This is a genomic window from Bauldia litoralis, from assembly GCF_900104485.1.
Taxonomy (GTDB): domain Bacteria; phylum Pseudomonadota; class Alphaproteobacteria; order Rhizobiales; family Kaistiaceae; genus Bauldia; species Bauldia litoralis.
Map to the genome: position 1 here is coordinate 70,346 of NZ_FMXQ01000001.1, position 23,703 is coordinate 94,048.

Annotated in this window: 26 protein-coding genes; 7 read left to right on the forward strand and 19 right to left on the reverse strand. The window is 66.2% G+C overall.

Going from position 1 to position 23,703, the window contains the following annotated elements:
• Positions 1 to 106: 106 nt before the first annotated feature.
• Positions 107 to 421, reverse strand: a complete 315-nt coding sequence (locus tag BLT60_RS00330) for a hypothetical protein (protein WP_090874233.1) — start codon at positions 419 to 421, stop codon at positions 107 to 109.
• 315 nt (positions 422 to 736) lie between these two features.
• Here BLT60_RS00330 and BLT60_RS00335 point away from each other — a divergent pair, with 315 nt between their 5' ends.
• The 3 genes from BLT60_RS00335 to BLT60_RS00350 all read left to right on the forward strand — a co-directional run bounded on the left by BLT60_RS00335 (position 737) and on the right by BLT60_RS00350 (position 3,314).
• On the forward strand, positions 737 to 1,750 hold the full coding sequence (locus tag BLT60_RS00335) for a prolipoprotein diacylglyceryl transferase family protein (RefSeq protein ID WP_090874234.1): 1,014 nt from the start codon (positions 737 to 739) through the stop codon (positions 1,748 to 1,750).
• Entirely contained in the window at positions 1,747 to 2,445 is a 699-nt protein-coding gene (locus BLT60_RS00340) for a hypothetical protein (protein ID WP_090874235.1), read from the forward strand. Before BLT60_RS00335 ends, BLT60_RS00340 begins: the two co-directional genes overlap by 4 nt.
• Positions 2,446 to 2,861: 416 nt before the next feature.
• A complete protein-coding gene (locus BLT60_RS00350) occupies positions 2,862 to 3,314 on the forward strand; it encodes an Lrp/AsnC family transcriptional regulator (protein WP_090874237.1) in 453 nt (150 codons plus the stop codon).
• A gap of 112 nt (positions 3,315 to 3,426) precedes the next feature.
• Here the strand turns inward: BLT60_RS00350 and BLT60_RS00355 are convergent, their stop codons facing one another.
• Positions 3,427 to 4,203: an outer membrane protein gene (locus BLT60_RS00355; RefSeq protein WP_175478219.1), complete on the reverse strand. Its 777-nt coding sequence runs from the start codon at positions 4,201 to 4,203 to the stop codon at positions 3,427 to 3,429.
• Between the two features lie 377 nt (positions 4,204 to 4,580).
• Here BLT60_RS00355 and BLT60_RS00360 point away from each other — a divergent pair, with 377 nt between their 5' ends.
• Positions 4,581 to 5,660 (forward strand): hypothetical protein, encoded by a 1,080-nt coding sequence (locus tag BLT60_RS00360; RefSeq protein ID WP_139167720.1) that lies wholly within the window; start codon positions 4,581 to 4,583, stop codon positions 5,658 to 5,660.
• Positions 5,661 to 5,842: 182 nt separating this feature from the next.
• On the opposite strand, the gene ftsH is transcribed toward BLT60_RS00360, so the two are convergent.
• The 10 genes from ftsH to ruvB all read right to left on the reverse strand — a co-directional run bounded on the left by ftsH (position 5,843) and on the right by ruvB (position 16,084).
• Complete coding sequence (ftsH, locus tag BLT60_RS00365) at positions 5,843 to 7,765, reverse strand: ATP-dependent zinc metalloprotease FtsH (RefSeq protein ID WP_090874240.1); 1,923 nt, start codon at positions 7,763 to 7,765, stop codon at positions 5,843 to 5,845.
• A gap of 136 nt (positions 7,766 to 7,901) precedes the next feature.
• Positions 7,902 to 9,221, reverse strand: a complete 1,320-nt coding sequence (gene tilS / locus BLT60_RS00370) for a tRNA lysidine(34) synthetase TilS (RefSeq protein ID WP_090874241.1) — start codon at positions 9,219 to 9,221, stop codon at positions 7,902 to 7,904.
• Entirely contained in the window at positions 9,208 to 10,059 is an 852-nt protein-coding gene (gene ybgF, locus BLT60_RS00375; RefSeq protein WP_175478220.1) for a tol-pal system protein YbgF, read from the reverse strand. The genes tilS and ybgF overlap by 14 nt, the downstream gene beginning before the upstream one ends.
• A gap of 157 nt (positions 10,060 to 10,216) precedes the next feature.
• Positions 10,217 to 10,711, reverse strand: a complete 495-nt coding sequence (gene pal, locus BLT60_RS00380; protein ID WP_090874884.1) for a peptidoglycan-associated lipoprotein Pal — start codon at positions 10,709 to 10,711, stop codon at positions 10,217 to 10,219.
• A gap of 196 nt (positions 10,712 to 10,907) precedes the next feature.
• The gene (gene tolB, locus BLT60_RS00385) at positions 10,908 to 12,245 is read right to left on the reverse strand and encodes a Tol-Pal system beta propeller repeat protein TolB (RefSeq protein ID WP_210185512.1); all 1,338 of its coding nucleotides are present in this window, start codon (positions 12,243 to 12,245) and stop codon (positions 10,908 to 10,910) included.
• Positions 12,238 to 13,128, reverse strand: coding sequence for an energy transducer TonB (locus tag BLT60_RS00390; protein ID WP_139167721.1), 891 nt, complete (start codon positions 13,126 to 13,128; stop codon positions 12,238 to 12,240). The genes tolB and BLT60_RS00390 overlap by 8 nt, the downstream gene beginning before the upstream one ends.
• A gap of 76 nt (positions 13,129 to 13,204) precedes the next feature.
• Positions 13,205 to 13,621 carry an ExbD/TolR family protein gene (locus tag BLT60_RS00395; protein WP_425284943.1) on the reverse strand — a complete coding sequence of 139 codons (417 nt, stop codon included), beginning with the start codon at positions 13,619 to 13,621 and terminating at the stop codon, positions 13,205 to 13,207.
• Between the two features lie 33 nt (positions 13,622 to 13,654).
• Positions 13,655 to 14,368 (reverse strand): protein TolQ, encoded by a 714-nt coding sequence (gene tolQ, locus BLT60_RS00400; RefSeq protein ID WP_090874246.1) that lies wholly within the window; start codon positions 14,366 to 14,368, stop codon positions 13,655 to 13,657.
• Between the two features lie 227 nt (positions 14,369 to 14,595).
• On the reverse strand, positions 14,596 to 15,051 hold the full coding sequence (gene ybgC / locus BLT60_RS00405) for a tol-pal system-associated acyl-CoA thioesterase (RefSeq protein ID WP_090874885.1): 456 nt from the start codon (positions 15,049 to 15,051) through the stop codon (positions 14,596 to 14,598).
• On the reverse strand, positions 15,044 to 16,084 hold the full coding sequence (gene ruvB / locus BLT60_RS00410) for a Holliday junction branch migration DNA helicase RuvB (protein ID WP_090874247.1): 1,041 nt from the start codon (positions 16,082 to 16,084) through the stop codon (positions 15,044 to 15,046). The genes ybgC and ruvB overlap by 8 nt, the downstream gene beginning before the upstream one ends.
• Before the next feature lie 140 nt (positions 16,085 to 16,224).
• Between ruvB and BLT60_RS00415 the strand changes: the two genes are divergently transcribed.
• A complete protein-coding gene (locus tag BLT60_RS00415) occupies positions 16,225 to 16,557 on the forward strand; it encodes a TraR/DksA family transcriptional regulator (RefSeq protein WP_090874886.1) in 333 nt (110 codons plus the stop codon).
• Between the two features lie 2 nt (positions 16,558 to 16,559).
• On the opposite strand, the gene ruvA is transcribed toward BLT60_RS00415, so the two are convergent.
• Positions 16,560 to 17,177 carry a Holliday junction branch migration protein RuvA gene (ruvA, locus tag BLT60_RS00420; protein WP_090874248.1) on the reverse strand — a complete coding sequence of 206 codons (618 nt, stop codon included), beginning with the start codon at positions 17,175 to 17,177 and terminating at the stop codon, positions 16,560 to 16,562.
• A gap of 75 nt (positions 17,178 to 17,252) precedes the next feature.
• On the opposite strand from ruvA, the gene BLT60_RS00425 reads away from it, so the two are divergent.
• Entirely contained in the window at positions 17,253 to 18,479 is a 1,227-nt protein-coding gene (locus tag BLT60_RS00425; RefSeq protein WP_090874887.1) for an NAD(P)/FAD-dependent oxidoreductase, read from the forward strand.
• On the opposite strand, the gene ruvC is transcribed toward BLT60_RS00425, so the two are convergent.
• Genes ruvC through BLT60_RS00440 form a run of 3 tightly spaced genes read right to left on the reverse strand, consistent with a single transcriptional unit; the run spans position 18,446 to position 20,562 of the window.
• On the reverse strand, positions 18,446 to 18,946 hold the full coding sequence (gene ruvC / locus BLT60_RS00430; protein WP_090874249.1) for a crossover junction endodeoxyribonuclease RuvC: 501 nt from the start codon (positions 18,944 to 18,946) through the stop codon (positions 18,446 to 18,448). The two genes, BLT60_RS00425 and ruvC, sit on opposite strands and share 34 nt — an antisense overlap.
• Positions 18,947 to 19,006: 60 nt before the next feature.
• Positions 19,007 to 19,639 carry a DUF1906 domain-containing protein gene (locus BLT60_RS00435; RefSeq protein ID WP_090874250.1) on the reverse strand — a complete coding sequence of 211 codons (633 nt, stop codon included), beginning with the start codon at positions 19,637 to 19,639 and terminating at the stop codon, positions 19,007 to 19,009.
• On the reverse strand, positions 19,636 to 20,562 hold the full coding sequence (locus BLT60_RS00440) for a DMT family transporter (protein ID WP_090874251.1): 927 nt from the start codon (positions 20,560 to 20,562) through the stop codon (positions 19,636 to 19,638). The genes BLT60_RS00435 and BLT60_RS00440 overlap by 4 nt, the downstream gene beginning before the upstream one ends.
• A gap of 97 nt (positions 20,563 to 20,659) precedes the next feature.
• On the opposite strand from BLT60_RS00440, the gene BLT60_RS00445 reads away from it, so the two are divergent.
• Positions 20,660 to 21,403: a sulfite exporter TauE/SafE family protein gene (locus BLT60_RS00445; protein ID WP_090874252.1), complete on the forward strand. Its 744-nt coding sequence runs from the start codon at positions 20,660 to 20,662 to the stop codon at positions 21,401 to 21,403.
• On the opposite strand, the gene BLT60_RS00450 is transcribed toward BLT60_RS00445, so the two are convergent.
• From BLT60_RS00450 to BLT60_RS00460, 3 genes are all read right to left on the reverse strand, one after another.
• On the reverse strand, positions 21,400 to 22,017 hold the full coding sequence (locus BLT60_RS00450) for a Pr6Pr family membrane protein (RefSeq protein ID WP_090874253.1): 618 nt from the start codon (positions 22,015 to 22,017) through the stop codon (positions 21,400 to 21,402). The two genes, BLT60_RS00445 and BLT60_RS00450, sit on opposite strands and share 4 nt — an antisense overlap.
• A gap of 25 nt (positions 22,018 to 22,042) precedes the next feature.
• Positions 22,043 to 22,792, reverse strand: coding sequence for a YebC/PmpR family DNA-binding transcriptional regulator (locus tag BLT60_RS00455; protein ID WP_090874254.1), 750 nt, complete (start codon positions 22,790 to 22,792; stop codon positions 22,043 to 22,045).
• Positions 22,793 to 22,923: 131 nt separating this feature from the next.
• On the reverse strand, positions 22,924 to 23,649 hold the full coding sequence (locus BLT60_RS00460) for an alpha/beta hydrolase (protein ID WP_175478221.1): 726 nt from the start codon (positions 23,647 to 23,649) through the stop codon (positions 22,924 to 22,926).
• Between the last annotated feature and the right edge of the window lie 54 nt (positions 23,650 to 23,703).

Genomic DNA, 23,703 nt, shown 5'->3' on the forward strand with positions numbered 1-23,703 from the left:
ATGGTGAAGTCTGGCCCTGGACAGGCCTCTGGCTGCTTGGGAGGGGCGAGGCCACGCCCCCGTTTTCTAGATAGGCATCGGAACCGGCCTTGCCAGTTCCGGCCGGTCAGTCGCCGGTGCAATCCGTGCCGGCGTTGACCAGGAACGAGCTGACGTCGGCGAATTGCGGCACTGTCAGCGCCGCCTCGGCCTTTTTCGCGCCGTCGGAATCCTCGGCAAGGATGGCGACGACATAGGCCTGCTGGTCCGACGACAGCGACGACGACTTCGCCTTTCCGGCAAGGCACTCGCACGCCTCCGCGGTCCAGCTTGTATTCTTGACGCAGGCTTCCTTGATCGCCGCCGGGTCGGCCGCGGCGGCCGCGCCAGCCGTCATGAGAACCGCCGCGAAACCCGCTGCCACGCTCCGATGCATCGCCATTTTCCGCTCTCCATCCTGTTGCCGCTCACGATCGCGCTTGGCCCGGCCGGCGCAAGGGTCCGCCCGGCGCGCGCATTGGCTTTCCCCTGAATGGGCGCGCGGAGCTTAAGACCGGGTGAATCGGCCCCCGTCCGGTCCCCGCCTGCCGGCGGAATGCCCGCCCGTTGCGGCCTTTTCGCGCCGCCACGGCCGGCTTTACCCGGGATTGCCGGGCGAGAGAGGGCAATTGGCTTCCAGTAGTCGTTGCCGTTTGCTATGCGTCTCCGCCACGCGGGGCGGATTACGACCTGACAAACGGGGACCACACGAGCCGACATGACAGCCTTCAGGTCAATCCTCTACGCCATTTCCTCGCCGATCCTCGTCCTCAAGGACTACCCGATCCTCTTCCGGTTCAAGGACGTCTACATCGTCACCGGCGGCTTCATTAACTCCGTCGCCGCGGTGCTTTCCTTCCTCGTCGCCTCGTATTTCTACCTGACGATGTTCCCGGCCCAGACCGCCGACGGCAGCTGGCTGTGGAAGCTGGTCGGCGTCGTCTTCTTCTCGCTGGTCTTCAGCAAGGTCTTCCACTTTTTCGCGCTCGGCCGCGAGTTCCTGCGCAATCCGCGCAAATACATGGCCGAGACCGCCTTCTACAACCAGGGCGGCCAGATCGGCGTCTTCCTCGGCACGGTGTGGTTCGCCTGGTCGACCGGCATCGACTTCCTCGCCTGCATGGACATCAACCTGACGGCCGGCTGCCTGTCGCTCGCGCTGGGCCGGATCGGCTGCTACAGCTACGGCTGCTGCCACGGCCGCCAAACCACGAGCCGCTACGCCACCGTCTACACCCACCCGCTGACCAAGGCGCTCCGGGTCTTCCCCGAGCTGGTCAACGTGCCGCTGGTCCCGACCCAGCTGATCTCCGCCGGCTATGCCTTCGGGCTCTTCCTGCTGATGATATGGGGGCTCTCGCTGTCGCCCAGGGCCGGCATCGTCTCGGGCGTCTTCATCCTCGCCTATAACCTCTTCCGCATCTTCATCGAGCGCTACCGGCTCAGCGTCGTCAACGTCTCGGCCAAGACGGTGCACATGAAGTTCTACATGGGCGTCGCCGCGCTGATCCTGACCTTCGGCCTCGGCTACCTCGCCTTCGTGTTGTGGGACGAGGCGCCGATCCTGACCTTCGCCGCGCCGCTGACGATCGGCGGCTTCCTCATGGCCGATGTCTTCCAGATCCAGAACCTCATCGCCATGGCGATCATCTTCGTCTCCTACCTCTATTTCTGGGGCACCCACTACAAGAAGCTCGGCCAGCATTTCGAATGGAAGGACGAGCCCGCTTGAAGGTCGCGGTCGCGCGCCTGCCCTGGGTCCTGGTCGGCATCGCCGCGGCACTCGAGGGCGTCACGGTCGCCATCCTGCCCTTCGTCTCCAGCCTGCCGGCCGACGGCCCGATCTCCAAGCCGCCGGAGTCCGGCCTGCTGCTCGGCTATATCGGCATGCTGACCGTCGTCCTGCTGATCAACCTCGTCGGCCGCACGCCGCTGTCGACGCGGATCGCCGGCGGCGCGCTTCATGTCGAGCGGCCCTTCGTCGTCGCGATCTGGGGCGGGCTCTTCCTGGCGCTGATCTTCTTTTTCCAGGCGATCTTCGACTTCACCCCCTACACCACCGTCACCGTCATGCTGCGCGCCGCCTGTTCGCTGGCGGCCAGCACCCTCATCGTGCTGGCCCTCTACCGGCTGTCGGCCGGGCCGGCGCCATGGCTGTCGGTGCGCTTTCGCTGGGGGGAGACACCATGGCGGATCGTCGCCACGTCGATCTGGGTGCCGGTGGTCCTCCTGTCGCTCTACGAGGCGGTGGCGCTGCCGATCATCGAGCAGATCCGCGGCGTCGAGGAAAACCTCTTCCTCGCCGGCCTTGGCTACGGCCTTGCCGCCGGCGCGCTGGCCGGCCTTTGCGTGGTCGTCCTCTACAACCTCGCGTCACGCCAGGCACCCGGCCTGCGCCTCGCCCTCGATCTCGAGCAGGCCGACTGACGACGCGCCCGCCCGGACAAGAAGCGGCGGGCGTGTTCAGCCACATCAGTGTCATTCTGCCTTCACTGCGTCGATCCGCGCGGAGAATGACCCGTCGAACAGTCGCCGAGGCAACCGCATGAGCCATCGCCCCGGACGCGTTCCGCAAAGCGACGAGATCGCGTCCAGCGGCTTGCGGACTGAGTCCGCGTAGCAAGCCTCATGCGCCCGAAGGTACGCTTCTTCGTCTTTCGGGCCGGATCGCCTTTCGGAGAGAGACCGTCTTTCGATATGCATGTTGGTCGTCAGGATCGACAAGGGAACCTCCTTTAAGGTTGCCCCGGTCTCGTAGCCCGACCCGCCTCGCATATGCGGTCAAAGATTGCAGCTTCGCGCAATTTTATTGCACATCGGTCCGTGACGATTATTCTGGGAGAATGGATCGGATCGACCGCAAGCTCCTGAACCTCATGCAGCGCGACGCGTCGCGGACGAATGTCGACATGGCCGAAGAGGTGGGTCTGTCGCCCTCCTCCTGCCTGCGCCGCGTCCAGCGGTTGCGCAAGTCAGGCGTGATCGACCGCGTTGTCGCGATTCTTGATCCCGCCCGGGCCGGGCGCGCGATAAAGGCCCTGGTCACGGTGGAGCTCAAGTTGCACGGCGAGCACCATATGCGCCGCTTTCTCGACATCGCCCGCACCGAAGAGGTCGTTTCACACGCCTATGCCGTGACGGGCGAAACCGATGTCGTTCTGATGCTCGGCCTGCGCGACATGGACGAACTGGATGCACTCTGCGACAGGCTGTTCCGCGATGAGAACAACGTCGCCCGCTACTTCACGATGATCGTCATCCGGACCGCGAAGGAGGAAACGGCAATGCGGCTTTGAGCCCTGCCGCTCTCCGTTTTTCGATCGCCCGCCCGCTCAAACGAAACGCGGCGGGGAAATTCCCCGCCGCGTTCTCGATGCGCCCCAAAATCATGCTTTGTGTATTTAGCGCCTAGTCGAACTGGTAGCGGAAGCCGACACGCACTTCCGAAGCGGTGATGTCGTCATACTTGATCCGCTTGTTGCCGAGCGCCGGGATGGTCTTGCCCGACTGCGCGTCGCCAAGATCCATGTAGCGGTAGTTGAGGTCGACCAGCCAGTTGTTGGTGATCGGCACCGACACGCCGGCCATCACCGCCCAGGCGAGGTTGGTCGTCGTCGCGCCCTTCCAGGTCCCGGTGGTTCCGTTGGGATTGGTGTAGCTGACCTTCGAGGTCGTCAGGCTCGACACGCCGATGCCGGCGCCGACATAGGGGATGACCCCGGCGATGCCCTCGCCGCCGAGACCGAAGTCCCAGTAGGCGTTGACCAGCCCGCTCCAGGCCTCGATGTTCGCATATTCCTTGGAGTATTCCTTGCCCGGCTTGCCGGTGCAGGGATTGGGGCAGGTCAGCTTGCCCTTGAATTCGCTTTCCCACTCGTAGTCGATCGTCACGTCCGAGCGGAAGGAGTCGTTGAAGCGGTAGCCGAAGCCGATGCCGGCGAGCCCCGTCGGCGCCAGGCTCTCGTCGATCATGTCGCCATAGCCGTTGACGTTGTAGCTGGCATTCGGCGCCGCGTACCATTTGTAGCCGATGTCGCCGCGCAGGTACCAGTTGCTGCCGATCTCATACGGCGTCGCCACAGGCTCCTCGTAGTAGATCGCCCCCAGGTCCGCCGCCATCGCCGCCGCGGACGGCAGGAGCAGCGCCATCGCTCCGAGCAGAGCTGAACCCCGAATACTCAACATCGTCCCGATCCTTTCCATTGCGCCCAGCAACAAGCGGTCGCCAACAGCGGCGCCTTGGTAAGGGATTGTTGTGGTTAATGGTTAAATCCGTGTTAACCACGATCATTAACCGTATGGGTTGTGGCGATGTCTAAGGCGGCAATCGGCTTGACCGCGAACTCGAACGCCAAATTTCGGTACGCTCGAATGCACGTTCTATTATCTTGGCCGACTCCAACGACCGAACGATGATCGTCATTGCGCGCAATCCCTAATGCGCGCCGCCCTTGAAGCCCCTAGTTGATTTGGGGCAAACTTTCAATTGTCAGTTGGCCGCGCTGCTCCCGCATTTCCCAATCCGGACGGCCGGTCGGAATAGACCTAAGGGAGGAAAGACGATGCGGATACTCACATTGGCCGCGATCACTGGTCAATTTGCACTAGCCTCTGCTGCTATAGCGCAAGAGACCGTCTGCGACGCCGTCTATAAAGATGCTGTAACAGAGATTTCGATCGAAACAAAAAATAGGTCTGAAAAATCTTATTACTTCAATCTCTATTGTAGGAAAGACGGATCCCAGCAGGATTGGGTCTCGTCGGCCTCTGTGGGATTTCCAATCAAGGGGGTTCCTTTCAAGGCGGAAGGTGACAGCGACTGGAGTAAGGAGGAGCTCACCGAATTTTGCCAGATCGGCGCGGGTAACAACTTTTTCGAGAGTGCAGATACGTCGTTTGAGACTACCGTCGTGACTGATGCCCTGCAGAGTTTCAACGATTGCGTAGCCTTGCTCGCGAAGGACATTGAAATCACACACACGACCGACAACCCGCGGGGCGTGACGTTCGATATTCAAATAAACGACCCTGATAAGAAATTAGTGATCCACGGCATCGGCGGAATTGGCGATGACGTCGCCTGTAAGTCAACGTCGCTTAAAGACGATCAGTCGTCGGTTGTCGTAGGAACGGACCAGGGTTTCACCGTTGAGAAGAAGGACGTGGGCATCCGTTGTGACCGTACGCCCATCAAATTCGGCGACGAGGATTTCTACCCACGTCGTGTCGTTACGCTATCGACATCGGAGGGTTCCTACCAAGTGGTACTTCCCGGCGACGGACTGCAAGGGTTCCACCTAGCGAGCGAAGCAAAAGCCGCTTTCGACCGGGCTATAGCCGAAAGAAACCAAGAACGGGCCGCAGTCACGTCGCTGAAAGCGGAGAATGCGCATCTGGACAAGCGCTTGAAAAGCGTTGAGATGTTTACTGTCTATGTCGGCGACAACCACCGGCCTACCGATTTTCGCTTTACCTGTCATAACTTGGGCGGACCCGCCCTCGGTACACCGGAACAACGCGTCGCTGAATTCAGCAAGCTATGCTCACCAGGCAACCAACTCATCAGCATCAAGACGGCAATGAACCATGGCGGCGGATGGTGTGGCCATACTGGCTATGCAGTCATCTGCTGGGCCCCTTAGCAGTACGGGCCACGATGCCGTCCAAGCGGATCAATGCTGTTTCGGCGCTACGCCCGACATCTAGACGGCCGTTGGGTGTGAAGCGCTGATCACCGGCGTGCCCGTCGGTGTACCGAAACAAAAACCCCCGGGACAGCGCCAGCCATCCCGGGGTTTGAAGCATTTGGCAATGAGCGTGGCGATCAGGCCTGCGGCTGCGGCTCCAGGCCGGCCGGCGGTTCGCCCTTGGGCTTGCCCTTGGTCACCGGCACCGCCGAACCGCGCGACGGCGGCTGGTCGTCGCCGGTGTCCCGCACCGGCGCCTGGCCGGCGAACAACCCGCGGATCTCGTCGCCCGACAGGGTCTCGTATTCGAGCAGCCCCTGGGCCAGCGTCTCCAGTTCGTCGCGGTGGTCGGTCAGGATCTTCTGGGCTTCCGACAGGCCGGTCTCGACCAGCCGCCGGATTTCCGCGTCGATCTTCTGCGCCGTCTCCTCGGACACGTTCTGCTGGCGCGACACCGAATGGCCGAGGAAGACCTCTTCCTGATTCTCGCCATAGGACACCGTGCCGAGTTCCTCGGACAGCCCCCAGCGGGTGACCATCATCCGGGCCAGCGACGTCGCCCCCTCGATATCCGAGGCGGCGCCCGACGTGACCTTCTCGCGGCCGAAGACGATTTCCTCGGCGACCCGGCCACCCATCATGATGGCGAGGCGGGAGGTCATCTGCTCGAGGCTCATCGACAGCTTGTCGCGTTCGGGGAGCTGCATCACCATGCCCAGCGCCCGGCCGCGCGGGATGATCGTCGCCTTGTGGATCGGGTCGGTCGCCGGAACGTGGAAGGCGACGACGGCGTGGCCGGCCTCGTGATAGGCGGTCAGCCGCTTCTCGTCCTCGGTCATCACCAGGGTGCGGCGCTCGGCGCCCATCATCACCTTGTCCTTGGCGTTCTCGAATTCCGACATGGTGACCAGCCGCTTGCCGCGACGGGCCGCAAGCAGCGCCGCCTCGTTGACGAGGTTCATCAGGTCGGCGCCGGAGAAGCCGGGCGTGCCGCGCGCCACCGTCCTGAGGTCGACATCCGGCGCCAGCGGCACCTTGCGGACATGGACCTTGAGGATGCGCTCGCGGCCGACGACGTCGGGATTGGGCACGACGATCTGGCGGTCGAAGCGGCCGGGGCGCAGCAGCGCCGGGTCGAGGACGTCGGGCCGGTTGGTCGCGGCGATCAGGATGACGCCCTCATTCGCCTCGAAGCCGTCCATCTCGACGAGAAGCTGGTTCAGCGTCTGCTCGCGCTCGTCGTTGCCGCCGCCGAGGCCGGCGCCACGGTGGCGGCCGACCGCGTCGATCTCGTCGATGAAGATGATGCAGGGCGCATTCTTCTTCGCCTGCTCGAACATGTCGCGGACACGGGACGCGCCGACGCCGACGAACATCTCGACGAAGTCGGAGCCCGAGATCGTGAAGAACGGCACGTTGGCCTCGCCGGCGATGGCGCGGGCGAGCAGCGTCTTGCCGGTGCCGGGCGGTCCGACCAGGAGCACGCCGCGCGGAATCCGTCCGCCGAGCCGCTGGAACTTTTGCGGGTCGCGCAGGAACTCGACGATCTCCTGCAGGTCTTCCTTGGCCTCGTCGACGCCCGCTACGTCCTCGAAGGTGACGCGGCCATGGGCCTCGGTCAAAAGCTTGGCCTTCGACTTGCCGAAGCCCATCGCCTTGCCGCCGGCGCCACCCTGCATCTGGCGCATGAAGAAGATCCATACCGCCAGGATCAGGAACATCGGCAGCCAGGAGACCAGCATGCCGATCAGCGACTGGCCGGCCTCGACCGGCGGCTTCGCCGTGATCATCACGCCGCGCTCCTCGAGCCGCTTGACCAGGTCGGGATCTTCGGGCGCGAAGGTCTGGAAGGCGCCGCCGTCCGAATAGACGCCGGCGATCTGCTGGCCGGAGATCACCACGTTGCGGACGCGGCCATCCTCGACATCCGCGAGGAAGGTCGAATAGGAGATGTCCTGCCCGGCGACGCGCTGGCTCGAATTCTGGAAGAGATTGAACAGGGCGATGAGCACCAGTCCGATGATCACCCACAACGCAAAGTTTCGGAAATTGGCGTTCATACTTGTCCCTTAGCGGCCCATCGTCCGCTCAAGCCCGGTTTCTCAGGCATTAAGATAGGTGCCGAATGGCAGGATTCCAACAAGAGTCTGTTGGCGTATCATGCTGAAATTACGGCAGGGTGAACAGGACGGCGGCTCAGTCGCCATATCTGGGGAACCGCGACGGACTTGCAAGCCGCTCCGCGACGATCTGCCCGACGGCGATCGACGGCAGTCGCACCCCCTCGGCGCGGTAGCCGATCGTCGGCGCGGCGACCACCTCGCCCCCCCGCCACAGGGCCGGCTGGATTTCGAGCACTGTCGCAGGGACAGAGGCGATTCGCGCCTGTATCGCCCGCCGTCCGGCCTCGCCCAGTGCGGCAAGCCTCAGCGCCCGCCCCCCGTCCGGCCCCGTCCGGACCCTGTATCGTCCGTCCCAGACGCCCGAAAACCCGTCGGCCCCGAGCGCGATGTCGGGAAGCCCGTCCCGACCCGATTCCCGGTAGAAAAACGCTGATTTTCCGCGGGTTTCAGCGACAACCCCGCCCAGCGTCCGCTTGCACCGCCCGCCCTGCCGCAGCGCCGCGTCGAGTGCCTCAAGCCTCTGAAAACGCGGAGGATATCCCTCCCCGCCGATCGCCGCCAGCAGCCGGACCAGCAACCGCAGCCGGACCTCCGCCGTTTCCGCAGCAAAATCAACAAGTTCCACCCGCGCCGTCGCCAGCTGGTCGACCGAAACCGCAGAAATGAGCCGATCCACCGAGGAATCGATCGCATCGGCAGCATTCGCAAATCGCCTGGCCAGATCCGCCAAGACCTTGGAATCCATGCCGTTTTCGGCAAGTCGCGGCATGTCCTTCCGCACCCTTGCACGCAGGAATCGCGGGTCGCGGTTCATCGGATCTTCGACCGGAACCAGCCCCGCAGCCGCCGTCGTCGCCACCAGACGGGTGTGCGGAATGTCGAGAAAAGGCCGGAAAACCGCCATTCCATCGCTGGTCACACAGCGTCGCATCGCCGCCAGCCCGAACACCCCGGACCCGCGCTGCAGCCGCATCAGAAACGTCTCCGCCTGATCGTCCCGATGATGCGCCAGAAGCAGGTGAGAAGCCCCGGAAACCCTCGCTTCCCGGACCAGAAGCCGGTACCGCAAATCCCGCGCGGCCGCCTCGATATCGCTGGTCGGCGCAGGCCCGCTCGCGGTCAGGACGCGCGCCGAAAACCCGCGCCGTTCCGCGGTTTTGGCGACGTCAGCCGCCTCGCCCGCTGACTCCGGCCGCAGCCCGTGATCGACGGTCAGCACGATCGCCTCCGGCCGTCCGGAGCGCCTCCGCCAGCGATCGACCACATCGAGAAGAGCAAGGGAATCCGCGCCGCCGGACACCGCGAGCGCAATGACGTCGGCCCCGGCAACCGGATCGAGAAGCGCCTCGACCTCGGCGTCGGTCAGCGGCTGGTTGGCCTCAGCAGCCCGCAACGGCCTGTTCGGTCGCGACCCGCTGCTTCAGCGCATTGGAAGCATTGGGGAATTTCCGCAACACCTCGGTATAGGTCGAGCAGGCCGCTTCCCGTTCGCCGAGCCCCGCCAGCGACAGCCCGAGCTTGAGCAGGGTGTCGGCCGCCTTGGCGCTCTGCGGATAAGCCTTGTAGCCGGCCAGAAACTCGTCGGCCGCTTCACCGAACTGCCCGCGGGCGAACAGGCTCTCGCCGAGCCAGTATTGCGCGTCGGGCGCCCGCTCGTCGCCGGGATAAGTGGCGAGGAAGCTGCGGAACGACGCCTCGGCAAGCTGGTAGTCGCCGGAGAGAATGCTGGAATAGGCGCGCTCGTAATCGGCGCCCGGCTCGCCGAGCGAGGCCACCTGGGTGCTGCCGCGCAACTCGTTGGTCTTGGCCGCCGCCGCACCGGCCACCGGGGCGGTCAGGTCGATCGGCTGGTCGGCCCCCGGCGCATCGATGATCAGCCGCCCGAGCGGCTCCGGGTCGACCATGACACCGTCAGCTTCGCCGATCGTCACCACGCCGCCGGTCGCCACGGTTTCGGGCGGCGCCACGCCAAGCTGCTGCTCGAGCTGGCGCATGCGGTAGTCGAGTTCCTGGACGGCGCCGGTCAACTCGCGGATCCGGGCCTCGGCGCGATTGAGCCGCTCGCTAACATCGGCCTGCGCAACCTCGATCCCGTCGCCGCCCGGCTGGAGCTGTTCGGTCTCCTGACGCTTGGCAAAGGGTCGCCAGGCCGCTTCGGCGACCATCGGCGTCAGCGCCAGCGCCGCGAGCAGCGGTCCTGCAAGGGCAATCGTCCCAAGTCTGGTCTTCACGTCGGTCCATCCCCTCGGCGCAAGGCGGATTTGGCATCCACCAGCGCAGTTCCATCCGAAACGCCAGAGTGGCCGCGCGAGTTCGGCCAAAGTTGGGCGCTGGAAACCGGAACGGCGGCCGAAGCCGCCGTTCGCACCTTCCCGATGGGAGGCTGTATCAGACGCCGGCGTTGTTGAGAACGATGACCGCGCGCCGGTTCTGCGACCAGCAGGAGATATCGTTGCAGACCGCCACCGGACGTTCCTTGCCATAGGAGATGACCCGCATGCGGTTGGCGGCGACGCCGCGCGCGACGTAGTAGTCGCGAACCGCCGTGGCGCGCCTTGCGCCCAGAGCGATGTTGTATTCACGCGTACCGCGCTCGTCGGCATGGCCCTCGATCAGGAAGGTGTAGCGCGGATACTGGTTCAGCCACTGGACCTGACGGTTGAGGGTGGCGATCGCCTGCGGCGTGAATTCGACGGAATCGGTCAGGAAGAAGACCCGGTCGCCGACATTGACGACGAATTCCTGCGAGCTTCCCGGGGTCGCGGCAGCGCCCGTGATGCTGAGGTCGGCCCCGGTGAGGTTCTTCTTTCCGGAACAGGCCGCCAGGACCAGCGCCACACCGACGATCAACACAATCCGCCCAAAGCGCGAGACTTGCGGCATTCCATTTAACTCCTTGTGCACCATGCCGGCCATGTAACCGGCTTGTGGTTAAGCACACGTTCAGCGACTTGGTTAATGATCGGTCAAAGGTCGCGCCCGTTTGCCGTCGCCCCTGGCGACAAATCCCCGCGACGGCTCGATTTCACCATCACGGTCAGGCCCCCTTCCCCGCGGCGACCACGGTAAACGGCGCCCCTTAGTTGATCAAGGGCGACCAGGCCGGATCCGACGCAAAGCTCGGGGTCGGCACCCGGAATTCGTTGTAGCCGCTGACATCGATCGTCCACAGTTGCGGGCCGCCATTGCCGCCCGGCGTATCACGGAAGAACATCAGCACGCGCCCGTTCGGCGCCCAGGTCGGCCCTTCGTTGTGGAAGCCCTCGGTCAGCATGCGCTCGCCGCTGCCGTCCGGCTTGATCAGGCCGATGCCGAACTGCCCGGCGCGCTGCCGAGTGAAGGCGACGTAATCGCCACGCGGCGACCAGACCGGCGTCGAATAGGTACCCTGGCCGAAGGTGATGCGCTCCGGGTTGCCGCCGTTGGCGTCCATTACATAGAGCTGCTGCGAGCCGCCACGATCGGATTCGAAGACAATCTTCGAGCCGTCGGGCGAATAGGATGGGCTGGTGTCGATTGCCGCGTCGTCGGTCAGGCGCGTCGTTCGCCGCGTGGGCAGGTCCATGGCGTAGATGTTGGCGTTACCATCCTGCTGCAGGCTCATGATCACCTGCTGGCCATCGGGCGAGAAACGCGGCGCGAAGGTCATGCCAGGGAAATCGCCGACCAACGCGCGCTGGCCGCTCTCGATGTTGAGGAGATAGACCCGCGGCGTCCCGCCTTCATAGGACATGTAGGTGATTTCCTGGGTGGACGGACTGAAGCGCGGCGTGAGGACAAGGTCGCGCCCGTCGGTCAGGTAGCGGATATTGGCGCCGTCCTGGTCCATGATGGCGAGGCGCTTGATGCGATTGTCCTTCGGGCCTGTCTCGTCGATGAATACGACCCGGGTATCGAAATAGCCGCGTTCGCCCGTCAACCGCTCGTAGATCGCGTCGGCAATGATATGAGCGACCCGGCGCCAGTTCTCCGGACTGGTGAAGAATTGCTGCCCGGCGACCTGGTTGCCGGCGAAGACATCCCAGAGACGGAATTCGGTGCGCAGCCGGCCGTCGGCAAGCTGTTCGACACCGCCGATCACCAGCGCCTGGGCATTGGCCAGTCGCCAGTTGGCAAAGTTCGGCACGTCGCTGGTATTGGCGGAGCGCTCGGCGAAAGTCGTCTGGTCGAGCGGCAGGAAGAGGCCCGACCGCTGGAGGTCGGAGGCAACGACGTTGGCAATCTCGGGGCCGAGCCGGGGATCGCCGGCCAGCGTCAGGAAGGCCGGGATCGCGATCGGCACCGGCTGGATGTTGCCGCGGGTGACGTCGAGCTCGAGCTGGGCGCGCGCCGGCAGCGCCAGGGCGAGAAGCACCAGCAAGCCGCGGATGACGAACGTCACGGCGCGCGCAGCGCTCAAGGTGCGGGCGTCAGCCACCGAACATATCCCTCGGATCGAACGTCATGACGATTTCCTTCCAGCTCGCGTATTTTTCCGGCGACAGCGTGAACGGCGCGCACCGCTTGACGGCGCGAATGGCGCTCTCCGCCGCGACCTGGCCGATCTGGGTCGGCCGATACTCGACCACCTCGGGCTCGCGCGTCAGCTGACCGTCGGGACCGAGGAAGACCTTTACCTTGACCCGCAACTCGACCGGGTCGACCCGCGTCGGCGGGATATCCCAGCAGGCGGCAAGCCGCGCCCGCAGCGCGTCGATCTCGTTCTGGCTGAGCTGGGTGAAGGGCGACCCGGTGACCGCACCGATCGTCGCCTGCTTGTCCGACTCCGCCGGTGCGGCGGCCGGTTTCGACTTGTCCAGCAGCGCCGTGATCTCGTCGGAGAATTCCGTCGCTTCCGTCGGCGGCGCAGGCGCCGGCCGGGGCGGACGGGCGCGCGGCAGCGGCGTCTCGACGGCGGCGACTTCGGTCGGCGTCTCGGGCGTTTCTTCCGGCGGCTCCTGCTCGGCCAGCTGGTCCGGTTCGGGGATCGGCTCCACCTCCGGCGGCGGCTCCGGAATCGCTTCGGCGTCCTGCGGCAGCGCCTCGGGCTCCGGCGGCTCCGGCACGGGGAGCGGCTCGGGATCGGGCGAAGGCGGCGGCGGTGGCGGTGGCGGGGTCGGCGTCACCGGTTCCTCGGCCGGCGGTTCCGGCGCGGGAGCCGGCGTCTCGGCCACGACCTCGGTCGGATCGTTCGGGGCGTTCTCTTCCGCCGGCTCGGCATCCTTCAGGCCGAGCGGTGTGGTGCTGATCTCGTCGATCTCGACAAACTCGATCGGCACGGCTTCGATGTCGCTGGCATCGAGCGGCTCGAACGCGCTCAATGAGATCGCCCCCCACCCGATCAGGACGAGGTGGACGATAGCCGAGACAATGAGCCCGGGGCGCAGCATCACCCGATCAGCCGTCCGGGTCTTTCAGCGCGACCAGGCCGATCCGCTTGAAGCCCGCGCCGTTCATCGTGCCCATCACCTTCATGATCGTGCCATAGCTGGCCGCCTGGTCGCCGCGAACGTAGATGCGCTCGTCGAGCCCGTCGGTGGCCAGCGCCGTCAGACGCGGCACCAGTTCGGCAATGGTCACTTCCTCCTCGAGAACGAAGATCCGCGCCTCCGGGTCGATGGTGACGGTGATCGGCTCCTTCTCGAGCGCCAGCGGGCTTGCCGGCGCCTTGGGCAGGTCGATGGGCACGCCGGCCGAAAGCAGCGGCGCGGTGACCATGAAGACGATCAGCAGGACAAGCATCACGTCGACGAAGGGCGTGACGTTGATCTCGCTGATCGGCCGGGCGCTGCGGCGGCGGCGCCGGGAGCGCATACCACCGCCAGATCCCATCGACATCGCCATGCCTCAAACCCTTTCGTCGATCTGGCGCGACAGAATGGCGGAGAACTCGTCGGCAAATCCCTCGAGCCGCTGGCCGATCCTGCCAGCCTCGTTTGACAGCTTGTTGTAAGCAATCACCGCCGGTATGGCGGCAAGAAGGCCAAGGGCCGTCGCCAGCAGCGCCTCGGCGATACCGGGGGCGACGACGGCAAGCGACGTGTTCTTCGACGCCGAGATCGCCTGGAAGCTCGACATGATGCCCCAGACCGTGCCGAACAGGCCAACGAAGGGGCCGGCCGAGCCAACGGTCGCCAGGAACAGCAGACGCCGCTCCAGTTTGTCGGTCTCGCGGTTGATCGTGACATCGAGGACCTTCTCGATGCGGGTCTGCAGGCCGATCGGCGAACGGGCGCCGGCCTCGAAGCTGCGCTTCCACTCGCGCATCGCCGCGACGAAGATCGACGCCATGCCCGACGGCGTGCGCCCCGACAGCGACCGGTAGAGATCCTCCAGCGACTGGCCGGACCAGAAGACCTTCTCGAAACGGTCCATCTGACGGCGGGTGCGGGAATAGAGCACGGTCTTGTCGACGATGATCGCCCAGCTCCACACGGAGGCAAGCAGCAGGCCGAGAATGACCGCCTTGACCACGATATGGGCCTGGAAGAAGAGCGAGATCAGCGAAATATCGCCAGCCGGCGAGATCAGGACCGCCTCCGTCACCCCATCGATTGGCATGGATCATTCACCTTTCGGACATGGTTGCTACAGCGCAGCGTGGCAGGTCTGACGAGGATCGCCGCAGCGGTAGTCGGACCGCGTCCGGGCTTCCTGAAGCCATCGGTCCGGGCGTTTGCTCGGGGGCCGGTGTCTCGCCTTCAATTTTGTCAAAACGAGGGCCGCCGGACGCGGCTCCACCCTCGCAAACCCTTGGCATATCTACGCTTGTCAGGGTTAACGAAGTGTTAGTCGCGGGCCGCTTCGTCCATCCGGGCGCGGACCGAATCCGGGATGCGCCTGGCTCGACCGTTCCGGCTGACGAGGACGATCGTCACATCGGCCTCGACCAGCGTCTCGCCGCCCCGGAGCACCGACTGCTTGAGTTCGAGCCGCGCTCCGCCCATCTCGCCGACCAGGGTGCGGACCTCCAGCAGATCGTCAATGCGCGCCGGCTTGAGAAAGTCGATGTTGATCCGGCGGACGGCGAAGACCAGTGGCTCGCCATGCTCGCCGTCATTCAGCCCGGTATGGCCGATGCCGATGAGGCGCACGAAGTCCGACCGGCCGCGCTCCATGAAGCGGATATAGCTGCCGTGATAGACGACGCCGGAAAAATCGGTGTCCTCGAAATAGATCCGCACCGGCAGCACATGGCCGCCGGGGACCAGCTTGCCGGCAAGGTCGGGCCAGGGCTCAGTCATCCGCATCGCCCTCCTGGAACAGGCCGAACTGTGCCGCCGGGCTGGCCGGGGCTTCGAGGCCGAGGTGGCGGAAGGCGTTGGCGGCGAGCAGGCGACCGCGCGGCGTGCGCTGGACGAAACCCTGCTGGATCAGGAAGGGCTCGACGATCTCCTCGATCGCGTCGCGCGGCTCGGACAGCGCCGCTGCGATGGTCTCGATGCCGACCGGGCCGCCGCCGAAACTCATGGCGATGAGCTCCATGTAGCGGCGGTCGAGGGCGTCGAAACCGAGGGAATCGACTTCAAGGCGCTGGAGCGCGCGGTCGGCCACCTTGGCGTCGACCGCCTCGACCGCGTCGGCCGAGGCGAAGTCGCGGACCCGTCGCAGCAGGCGCGTGGCGATCCGCGGCGTTCCCCGCGACCGGCGGGCAACCTCGGTAGCGCCGTCCTCGGTCAGCGTCATGCCGAGGATGCGGGCGCCGCGGCGGACGATGTGTTCGAGCTCGGCGACCGAGTAGAAATTGAGGCGAACCGGGATGCCGAAGCGATCGCGGAGCGGCGTCGTCAGCAGGCCCAGCCGGGTTGTTGCGCCGACCAGGGTGAACGGCGCCAGCTCGATCTTGACCGAGCGCGCCGCCGGCCCTTCACCGATGATCAGGTCGAGCTGGAAATCCTCCAGCGCCGGGTAGAGGATCTCCTCGACCGCCGGCGACAGGCGATGGATCTCGTCGATGAAGAGCACGTCGCGCTCCTCGAGATTGGTGAGCAGCGCCGCGAGGTCGCCGGCCTTGGCGATCACCGGCCCGGAGGTGGCCCGGAAGTTGACGCCGAGTTCGCGCGCGACGATCTGGGCGAGCGTCGTCTTGCCGAGGCCCGGCGGCCCGACGAAAAGCACGTGATCGAGCGCCTCGCCACGCGACCGCGCCGCGTCGATGAATACCTTGAGGTTGGCGCAGGCCTGTGGCTGGCCGACGAAATCGGCGAGCAACTGCGGCCGCAGGCTCGCATCCGGCGCATCGTCGTCGCGGATATCGGGCGTGACGACACGGCTCATGCGACGGCGCCCCGTTTGTTCAGCGGTGGCCGCAATGTTTCCGGTCGATCGGTCATGCGTCGCAGTTTCCCCGAAGACGGCGTTGTTGGCCACCGCATCGCACATCGACCCGCGTGGCATGGCGCCCTATGGTTCTCGGCATGGACCCTGAGGCCGCCCGCAACAGGTTGATCGCCGCGCGCGCCGAGCTCGAAGCGCTGCGCGAGCAGAGCGCCGAAGCCCGTGCGCCGGTGACGCTCGACCAGCAGAGCGTCGGCCGGCTGTCGCGGATGGACGCGCTGCAGGGCCAGGCGATGGCGCAGGCGGCCGAGCAGCGCCGGGCGACCGAGATGGCCCGCATCGACGCGGCGCTGATCCGCATCGACGACGGCAGCTACGGCGAATGCCTGCGCTGCTGCGAGGAGATCGCCGAGAAACGGCTGGAGATCGACCCGGCCGCGACGCTCTGCGTCGACTGCGCGCGCGGCAGCTAGGGTCACCGCGCCAGTTCCTTCAGCCCGAGTCGGATGAGGTCGGCCGTTGTCGCATCCTCTCCGGCCTTGCGCGCGGCGGCGGCAACGGCGGCGCTGGCCTGAACCTGGGCATAGCCGAGGTTGACGAGGGCCGAGACCGCGTCGGCGATCGGCTGCGGGGCGCGGCGCTCGGCGAGGTCGGCCTGCAGGTTGATCAGGGCCGGATCGGCGCTGGAATAGGCCGGCGCCTTGTCGCGCAATTCGGCGACGATGCGCTCGGCGACCTTCTTGCCGACACCGGGCGCGCGCGACACCTGTGCCTTGTCCTCCAGCGCAATGGCGGTGGCGAGGTCGCCGGGGGTCATCACCCCGAGGACGCCGAGCGCCACCCGGGCGCCAACGCCCTGGACGGTCTGGAGCAGGCGGAACCACTCGCGCTCGAGGTCGCTGGCGAAGCCGTAGAGCCGGATCATGTCCTCGCGGACATAGGTCTCGATCGCCAGGCTCGCCGCCTCGCCGGGCGACGGCAGCGTCTGCAGGGTCCGCGACGAGCAATGGACCTGATAGCCGACGCCGCCGACGTCGACGATCACCCAGTCCTCGCCGTAAGAATCAATGATGCCCTTGAGTTTGCCGATCATCGCGCCTTGTTAGCATGAGTCCGATGGATCGAAATGGCCCTTCGGGCGTTGCCGCCCTTCAAAGGGGCTTTTCTCATGACAACCGAAGACCGTGACCTGCGCACCGGGCGGACCTATTGGCAGAGCCGGCCGATGCCGGCCGTCCCGCACCGCCCGCTGACCCGAGACGTGAAGGCGGATGTCCTGGTCGTCGGCGCCGGTATTTCCGGAGCGCTGGTTGCCGAGGCGTTGTCCGACCATCACCGCGTCATCGTCGTCGACAAGCGCGGGCCGGTGATGGGGTCGACGCCGGCGAGCACGGCGCTGGTCGAATACGAGATCGACACTCCCCTGATCGACCTGTCGAAGCAGATCGGGCGGGTCAAGGCCGAACGCGCCTGGCGCCGGTCCCATCTGGCGCTCCATGCGCTGGCCGCACGGACCCGCGCGCTGGGCATCGCCGCCGATACGCGCCGGACCGACAATCTCTATCTTGCCGGCAGCCTGCTCGACGCCGACGGAATCGCGGCCGAGGCGCAGGCCCGCCGCCAGGCCGGCATCGAGACGCTGTTCCTCGACCGACGGACGCTCGCCGACCGCTTCGGCATCAAGCGCCCGGCGGCGCTGCTCGCCTTCGACGACCTCGCCCTCGATCCACGCCGATTGACCAGCGGCTTTCTCAACGCCGCGATCGAGCGCGGAACGCGGGTCTATGCGCCGACCGAAATCACCGATGTCGAATCGGGCAGCGACGGGGTCACCGCGACGACCGCCAACGGCAGGACGATCCGCGCCGGCGCAATCGTCTTCGCCACCGGCTATGAACTGCCGCGTTACGTGCCGAAACGGCGGCACCAGGTGATGTCGACCTATGCCATCGCCACCGTCCGCCAGAAACAGAAGCCGCTGCCCGAGGACTGCTTCATCTGGGAGGCGTCGGATCCCTATCTCTATCTCCGCTCGACCCCGGACGGCCGGGTGATCTGCGGCGGCGAGGACGAGGAGTTTTCCGACGACGAGGCACGCGATGCGTTGATCCCGCAGAAGACCGAGGCGATCCGCCGAAAGCTTGGCAAGATGCTGCCGCACATCGATACGACGCCGGACTTCGCCTGGGCCGGCGCCTTCGGATCGACCCCGACCGGACTGCCTAGCATCGGCGCGGTCCCCGGCCTGAAGAACGCGTGGGCGGTTCTCGGTTTCGGTGGTAACGGCATCACCTACAGCCGCATCGCTGCTGACATCATCAACGCCGCGCTCTCGGGCAAGAGCGATCCCGACGCCGACCTCTACGCCTTCGCCAGGACCCGCGCCGTGCGGTGATGGGCGTGGCAGATGGCGATGGCCAGGGCGTCCGCCGCATCGTCGGTATCGAAGGTGGCGCGCGGAAGCAGGACCTTCACCATCGCGCGAATCTGGGCCTTCTCGGCATGGCCGGCGCCGACGATGGTCTTCTTCACCGCGTTGGGCGCGTATTCGGCAACCTCGAGGCCGGCCTGCGCGGGCACCAGCATGGCGACGCCGCGCGCCTGGCCGAGCTTGAGGGTCGCCGCGCCATCGCGATTGACGAAGGTCTGCTCGACCGCCGCCTCGTCCGGCTGATGGACCCGCACGATTTCTGCAAGGCCTACATGAATGGCGAGCAGGCGCTGCGCCAGTTCACCGTCGAGCGGCGCCTTGATCGTGCCCGAGGCGACGAAGCTGAGGCTGTTGCCGCGCATGACGACGAGGCCCCAACCGGTGCGGCGGAGACCGGGATCGACCCCGAGGATGCGAATCGGCGCGTTCATCAAGGCCTTGGGTAAACCCGATCCGACCCCGACGCCACGCCGGAGCGGCGGCCTCGCCGGTCAGAGGCGGGTTTGCCCCGGATCGTCGAGCCCCGCAAAGGCGCCGAATTCAACAATACCCTGACGCGCCTTGTTGCCATCGACGGGAAGCCCGCAGAGCGCGGCCGGCGCCTCTTGGCGAAGCGTCCAGTCCGCGAACGGCCCGTCACCTGGCCGGTTCGACAGCCAGGTGAAATCAGCGAGGCCCGCCGCAGCCACCGCCGCGCAAACCCGACCAGTGCCGTAGACGCCGACGCGATAGGAAGCCCCGCCGATCGTCAGTTCGCGACCGATCGCCCGGAAATGCGGGACGATCCGCGCCGCGATATCACCGTCGCCGGCGTCGTAGTCGACGGCGAACCAGATCGCCGACCCGGCCGGCTGTCCGATCACCGAGGCAGCATAGTCACGCGCCGAGCCGGCGTCGGCCGCGCCGTGTTCGGCCGAAAAGCACGCCGCGCTGTCACCGGCGTTCTGGAAGATCGCGCCGATGGCGATGCCGGCCGCGATCAGCCGTTCCGCTTCGTCACGCGTCAGGCGCTTTTCCGGCAACCGAGTCTCGCGCGCGTAGTAGCGGAAGACGGTGGTCACCCCGGCATCCTTGAGGCAATCGACGCATCCGACCGTGCTGCGGCTGGTATCGATGATCGTCATGACCGCCTGCGTCCGAGCCGCGCCGCCCCGCTTGCCAGTGCCACGCCGATCACGACCAGCACGATCCCCGCCACCGTCAGGCCGGACGGGATTTCGCCCAGCACCGGGATCGCGATCAACGCCGCAAGCGCCGGGGCCAGCGCCGAGAAGATCGCCGCCCGCGACGAGCCGAGCAGGCGCACCGACGCGCCGTAGCTGACCAGCGCGAGAATACCGGAGAGCACCGCCTGCGACAGCAACTGCCAGCCGAGAATCAGCGGCTCCGCATGGATCAGCGGCGCCGGGCTGGAGACGATCGCGAAGGGAAGCAGGCAGAAGGTCGACCAGACGGCGATGATCCCGGCGGCCGTCGCAGGGGTAAGCCCCGAACGACGGAAGGCGAGCGTGTAGACCGCCCAGAGGAAGGCGCCGAACGGGATCAGGAGGAGGCCAGCCCCCTGCCCCGCCATCAGCGCCGGCCCGCCGATCAGCAGCATGGCGATGACCACCAGCGCAAAGCCGACCAGCCGCGAGGCGGTAAACCGCTCGCCGAGCACGACAGCGGAAAGCACAGCGACGAAGAGCGGCATGGTGCCCGGCAACAGCACCCCGGCCTGCGCCGCGTTGGCGAAGTTCATGCCGAAGGCCGTCGCGGCGAAGAACGGCGCGCCCGAGCCGAGAACCATCAACGCCAGCAGCCCCCGGTCGACGCCGGCAGGCAGCAGTCCCGCCCGCCACCAGAAGGGCGTGAGCACGATTGCCGGCACGCCGAAGCGGAGCAGGCCGATCCAGGCAAGCGGCAGATCGTGGGTCATCGCCTGGCGGGTGCCGACGATCCAGATCGCCCAGATCGCCACCGTGACCAGGGCGAGCAGGCCGCCGAGGATCATCCTGGAGCCGGAGGGTGGCGCGTTCTCAGCGGCCGGGGCGGTGCGATCGGTCATTGCTCCCGACTACCCCAATGGCGAGCCCGGCGACAGACGAGCATCGCATATCTGCTATTCTGTCGCGACTCGTCGCTCCCGCCCGCTTCAGGCCGCCATGCTCCTCGACATCGCCCATCTGGTCGCACTCGCGGCGACCTTCGTCGCCGGCTTTGTGCGGGGCTTCACCGGGTTCGGCTCGGCACTGATCTTCATGCCGGTGGCCGGCGCCGCCTTCTCTCCGCAACTCGCGGCCCCGGTGCTTCTGGTAACAGACTTCGTGCTTGGCCTGCCGCTGGTCATCTCGGCGCTGCGTCAGGTGCATTGGCCAACCGTCCTGCCGGCAGCCATCGGCGCCCTGATCACCGCGCCGCTCGGCGCCTATGTCCTTGCCCAAGGCGATCCGTTGGCGATCCGCTGGGCAATCACCGCCATTGTCTTTGCGCTGCTGATCCTGCTGATGTCCGGTTGGCGCTATGCCGGCGAGCCGCGCCCCCTGCCCTCCCTGGGCGTTGGTGGCACGGCGGGATTCCTCGGCGGCTTCGGCCAGGTCTCCGGCCCGCCGGTCGTCGCCTACTGGATCAGCGGCCCGAACCCGCCGTCGGTGATCCGCGCCAACCTCCTGTGCTTCTTCGCGGTGATCAGTCTCTCGTCCTTCGCCGCCTATTTCTGGAACGGGCTGTTCACCCGCGATGTCGCCGATCTCTTCATCCTTCTCGGACCGGTCTACGCCATCGGGTTGCTGGTCGGCGCCCGGCTCTTCCGGCGCACGAAAGGGGCGGCCTACCGGCCGGTCGCCTACGCGATCATCGCGCTGGCGGCAGTGACCAGCGCACCGCTCTTCGACGGGCTCTTTGGCTAGGACCGACGCGTCTGCAGGTGGCCGACGACCCGGTCGACCAGCGCATAGATCGATCCGACGAGGCTGAAGAAGACGATGAATTCCGCCACGTTGCGGAGGAAATGCGGCCAGCCGATCTTCGGCAGGTCGATGAAGGGATAGGGCCAGAAGCCGGAGAGCGGCCCATGGACCAGCGTCCAGCCGGCATAGACGAGTGGCGGCACCAGTATCCAGGCGACATTGCCGAGATGCAGCCGTCCCTTCGGCACCGCCACCAGCCAGAAGACGATGAAGGCCGGCGGCATGACGTAGTGCAGCAGGTGGTCGAAATGCTTCGTCCAGCCTTCGAGGTGATAGAGGCTCGACAGGATGAAGTAATAGGTCAGCCCGGTGACGGTGATGTAGACCGCGGTCGCCAGCGCCACCGGTGGTGCGAGCAGGAAACGTCCGGGCCGCGACGAAGGCGAGACCGCCGCCGCGGTCAGCGTGGCGGCGACAAGGATGTTCGAGAGGATGGTGAAATAGCTGAGGTAGTTGACCGTGTCGGCCAGTGAGCCGGCGTGAGCGACGACATACTGGCCGATGACCGCGAACCAGCCGACCAGGGCGAAAATGCCGGCATAGGTTCGCTTCATCGCATCCCCGCTGCGACCGCCGCGATCAGGCCGCGGTCAGCCGCTCCATGATCTCGTCCGAGACCTCGAAGTTCGAATAGACGGTCTGGACGTCGTCGTCGTCGTCGAGGGCGGCGACCAGCTTCAGCATCGTGCCGGCCTTGTCCTCGTCGAGATCGGTCGTCGTCTGCGGCACCCAGACGGCCTTGACCGTCTCGGCCTCGCCGAGCTTCTCCTCGAGCGCCTTCGCCACGTCGCCGAGATCGGTGAAGGCGCAGGTGATGATGTGGCCGTTCTCGTCGCTCTGGACGTCATCGGCGCCGGCCTCGATCGCCGCCTCGAGCATCTCGTCCGGCGACCCGACCTCGGCCTTGTAGGAGATCTGCCCGGCGCGATCGAACATGAAGGAAACCGAGCCGGTCTCGCCGAGGGCGCCGCCGAACTTGGTGAAGCAGGAACGGACAGCGCTGGCCGTCCGGTTGCGATTGTCGGTCAGCGCCTCGACGACAATGGCGACGCCGCCCGGGCCGTAGCCCTCATAGCGGATCTCCTCGTAATTCTCGGAATCGCCGCCGGACGCCTTCTTGATGGCGCGCTCGATATTGTCCTTCGGCATGTTCTCGGCCCGCGCGTTCTGGATGGCGAGGCGCAGCCGCGGATTCATGCCCGGGTCGGGCGACCCCATCTTGGCGGCGACGGTGATTTCGCGCGCCAGCTTGGAGAAAACCTTCGAACGGCGCGCATCGGCGGCGCCCTTCTTGTGCATGATGTTCTTGAATTGTGAATGGCCGGCCATGTGCTCTCCGGTATGCGAATCGAATGCCGCGCTGACGACGGCGGCATTTCGGCGGGTCTGAATGATATGCCGGGCCTTATACGTCCGCCTCCGGCCGAAAGAAAGGGCGTGCGTCCGTCCGTCGGCCCGGTTCAGGGCAGGCTTTCAATCCAGTCGAGGACTGGCGCGGCCGCCGTTTCCAGCAGCGAACCGGCAATCAGCCAGTGCCCGTGGCCGGGGAGCGCGACGATCTCGGCGCCGTAGCGTTTCGCCAGCTTCCGCCCTGTGGAGAGCGGCACAAGGCGGTCGGACTTGCCGTGGACGACGAGGACCGGACAGCGCACCGCGGCCGGGTCGACCCGCGCCAGACCGAACACCAGCGCGCGATAGACCCGGCCGGATTCGTGGACGAAATCGGGCAGGATCTCCTCGCGTTCCGCCACCGCCAGGTCATGCAGCGTCAGCATCTCCAGGCCGATGCGCGTCGGCCGGAGCGGCCGGCCGAGAAGCACCAGCGGGGCCAGCGGCAGGAAATGCGGAGCGGCCAACGCCGTCATCGGCAGCGGCCCGGGCGGCAACGAGGCCACGAGCACGATCGCGGCGCAGTCGACCTGAGCGGCCAACTGTTGCGCCAGGAGACCGCCGAGCGAATGGCCAATGACAATCGGCGGCTGGTCGCATTCGCCATGCGCGGCGACAACTGCCGCCAGGTAGTCCTTCATCGTCAGCCGGGCGAGCGCGCCCGGATCGTCCGGAACGTGGCCAGGCAATGCCGGCGCCCTGCAGGCATAGCCGGCCGCGGCAAAGAAGGCCTGCCACGCGTCGAGATGGGCCGGCTGGCTGCAGGCCCCGTGAAGGAGAAGGATCGGAGGCTTCATGCGATTCGCCCGTCGAGGCATGCAGTCTACCACCTCCGAGCACACCAGCCCCGA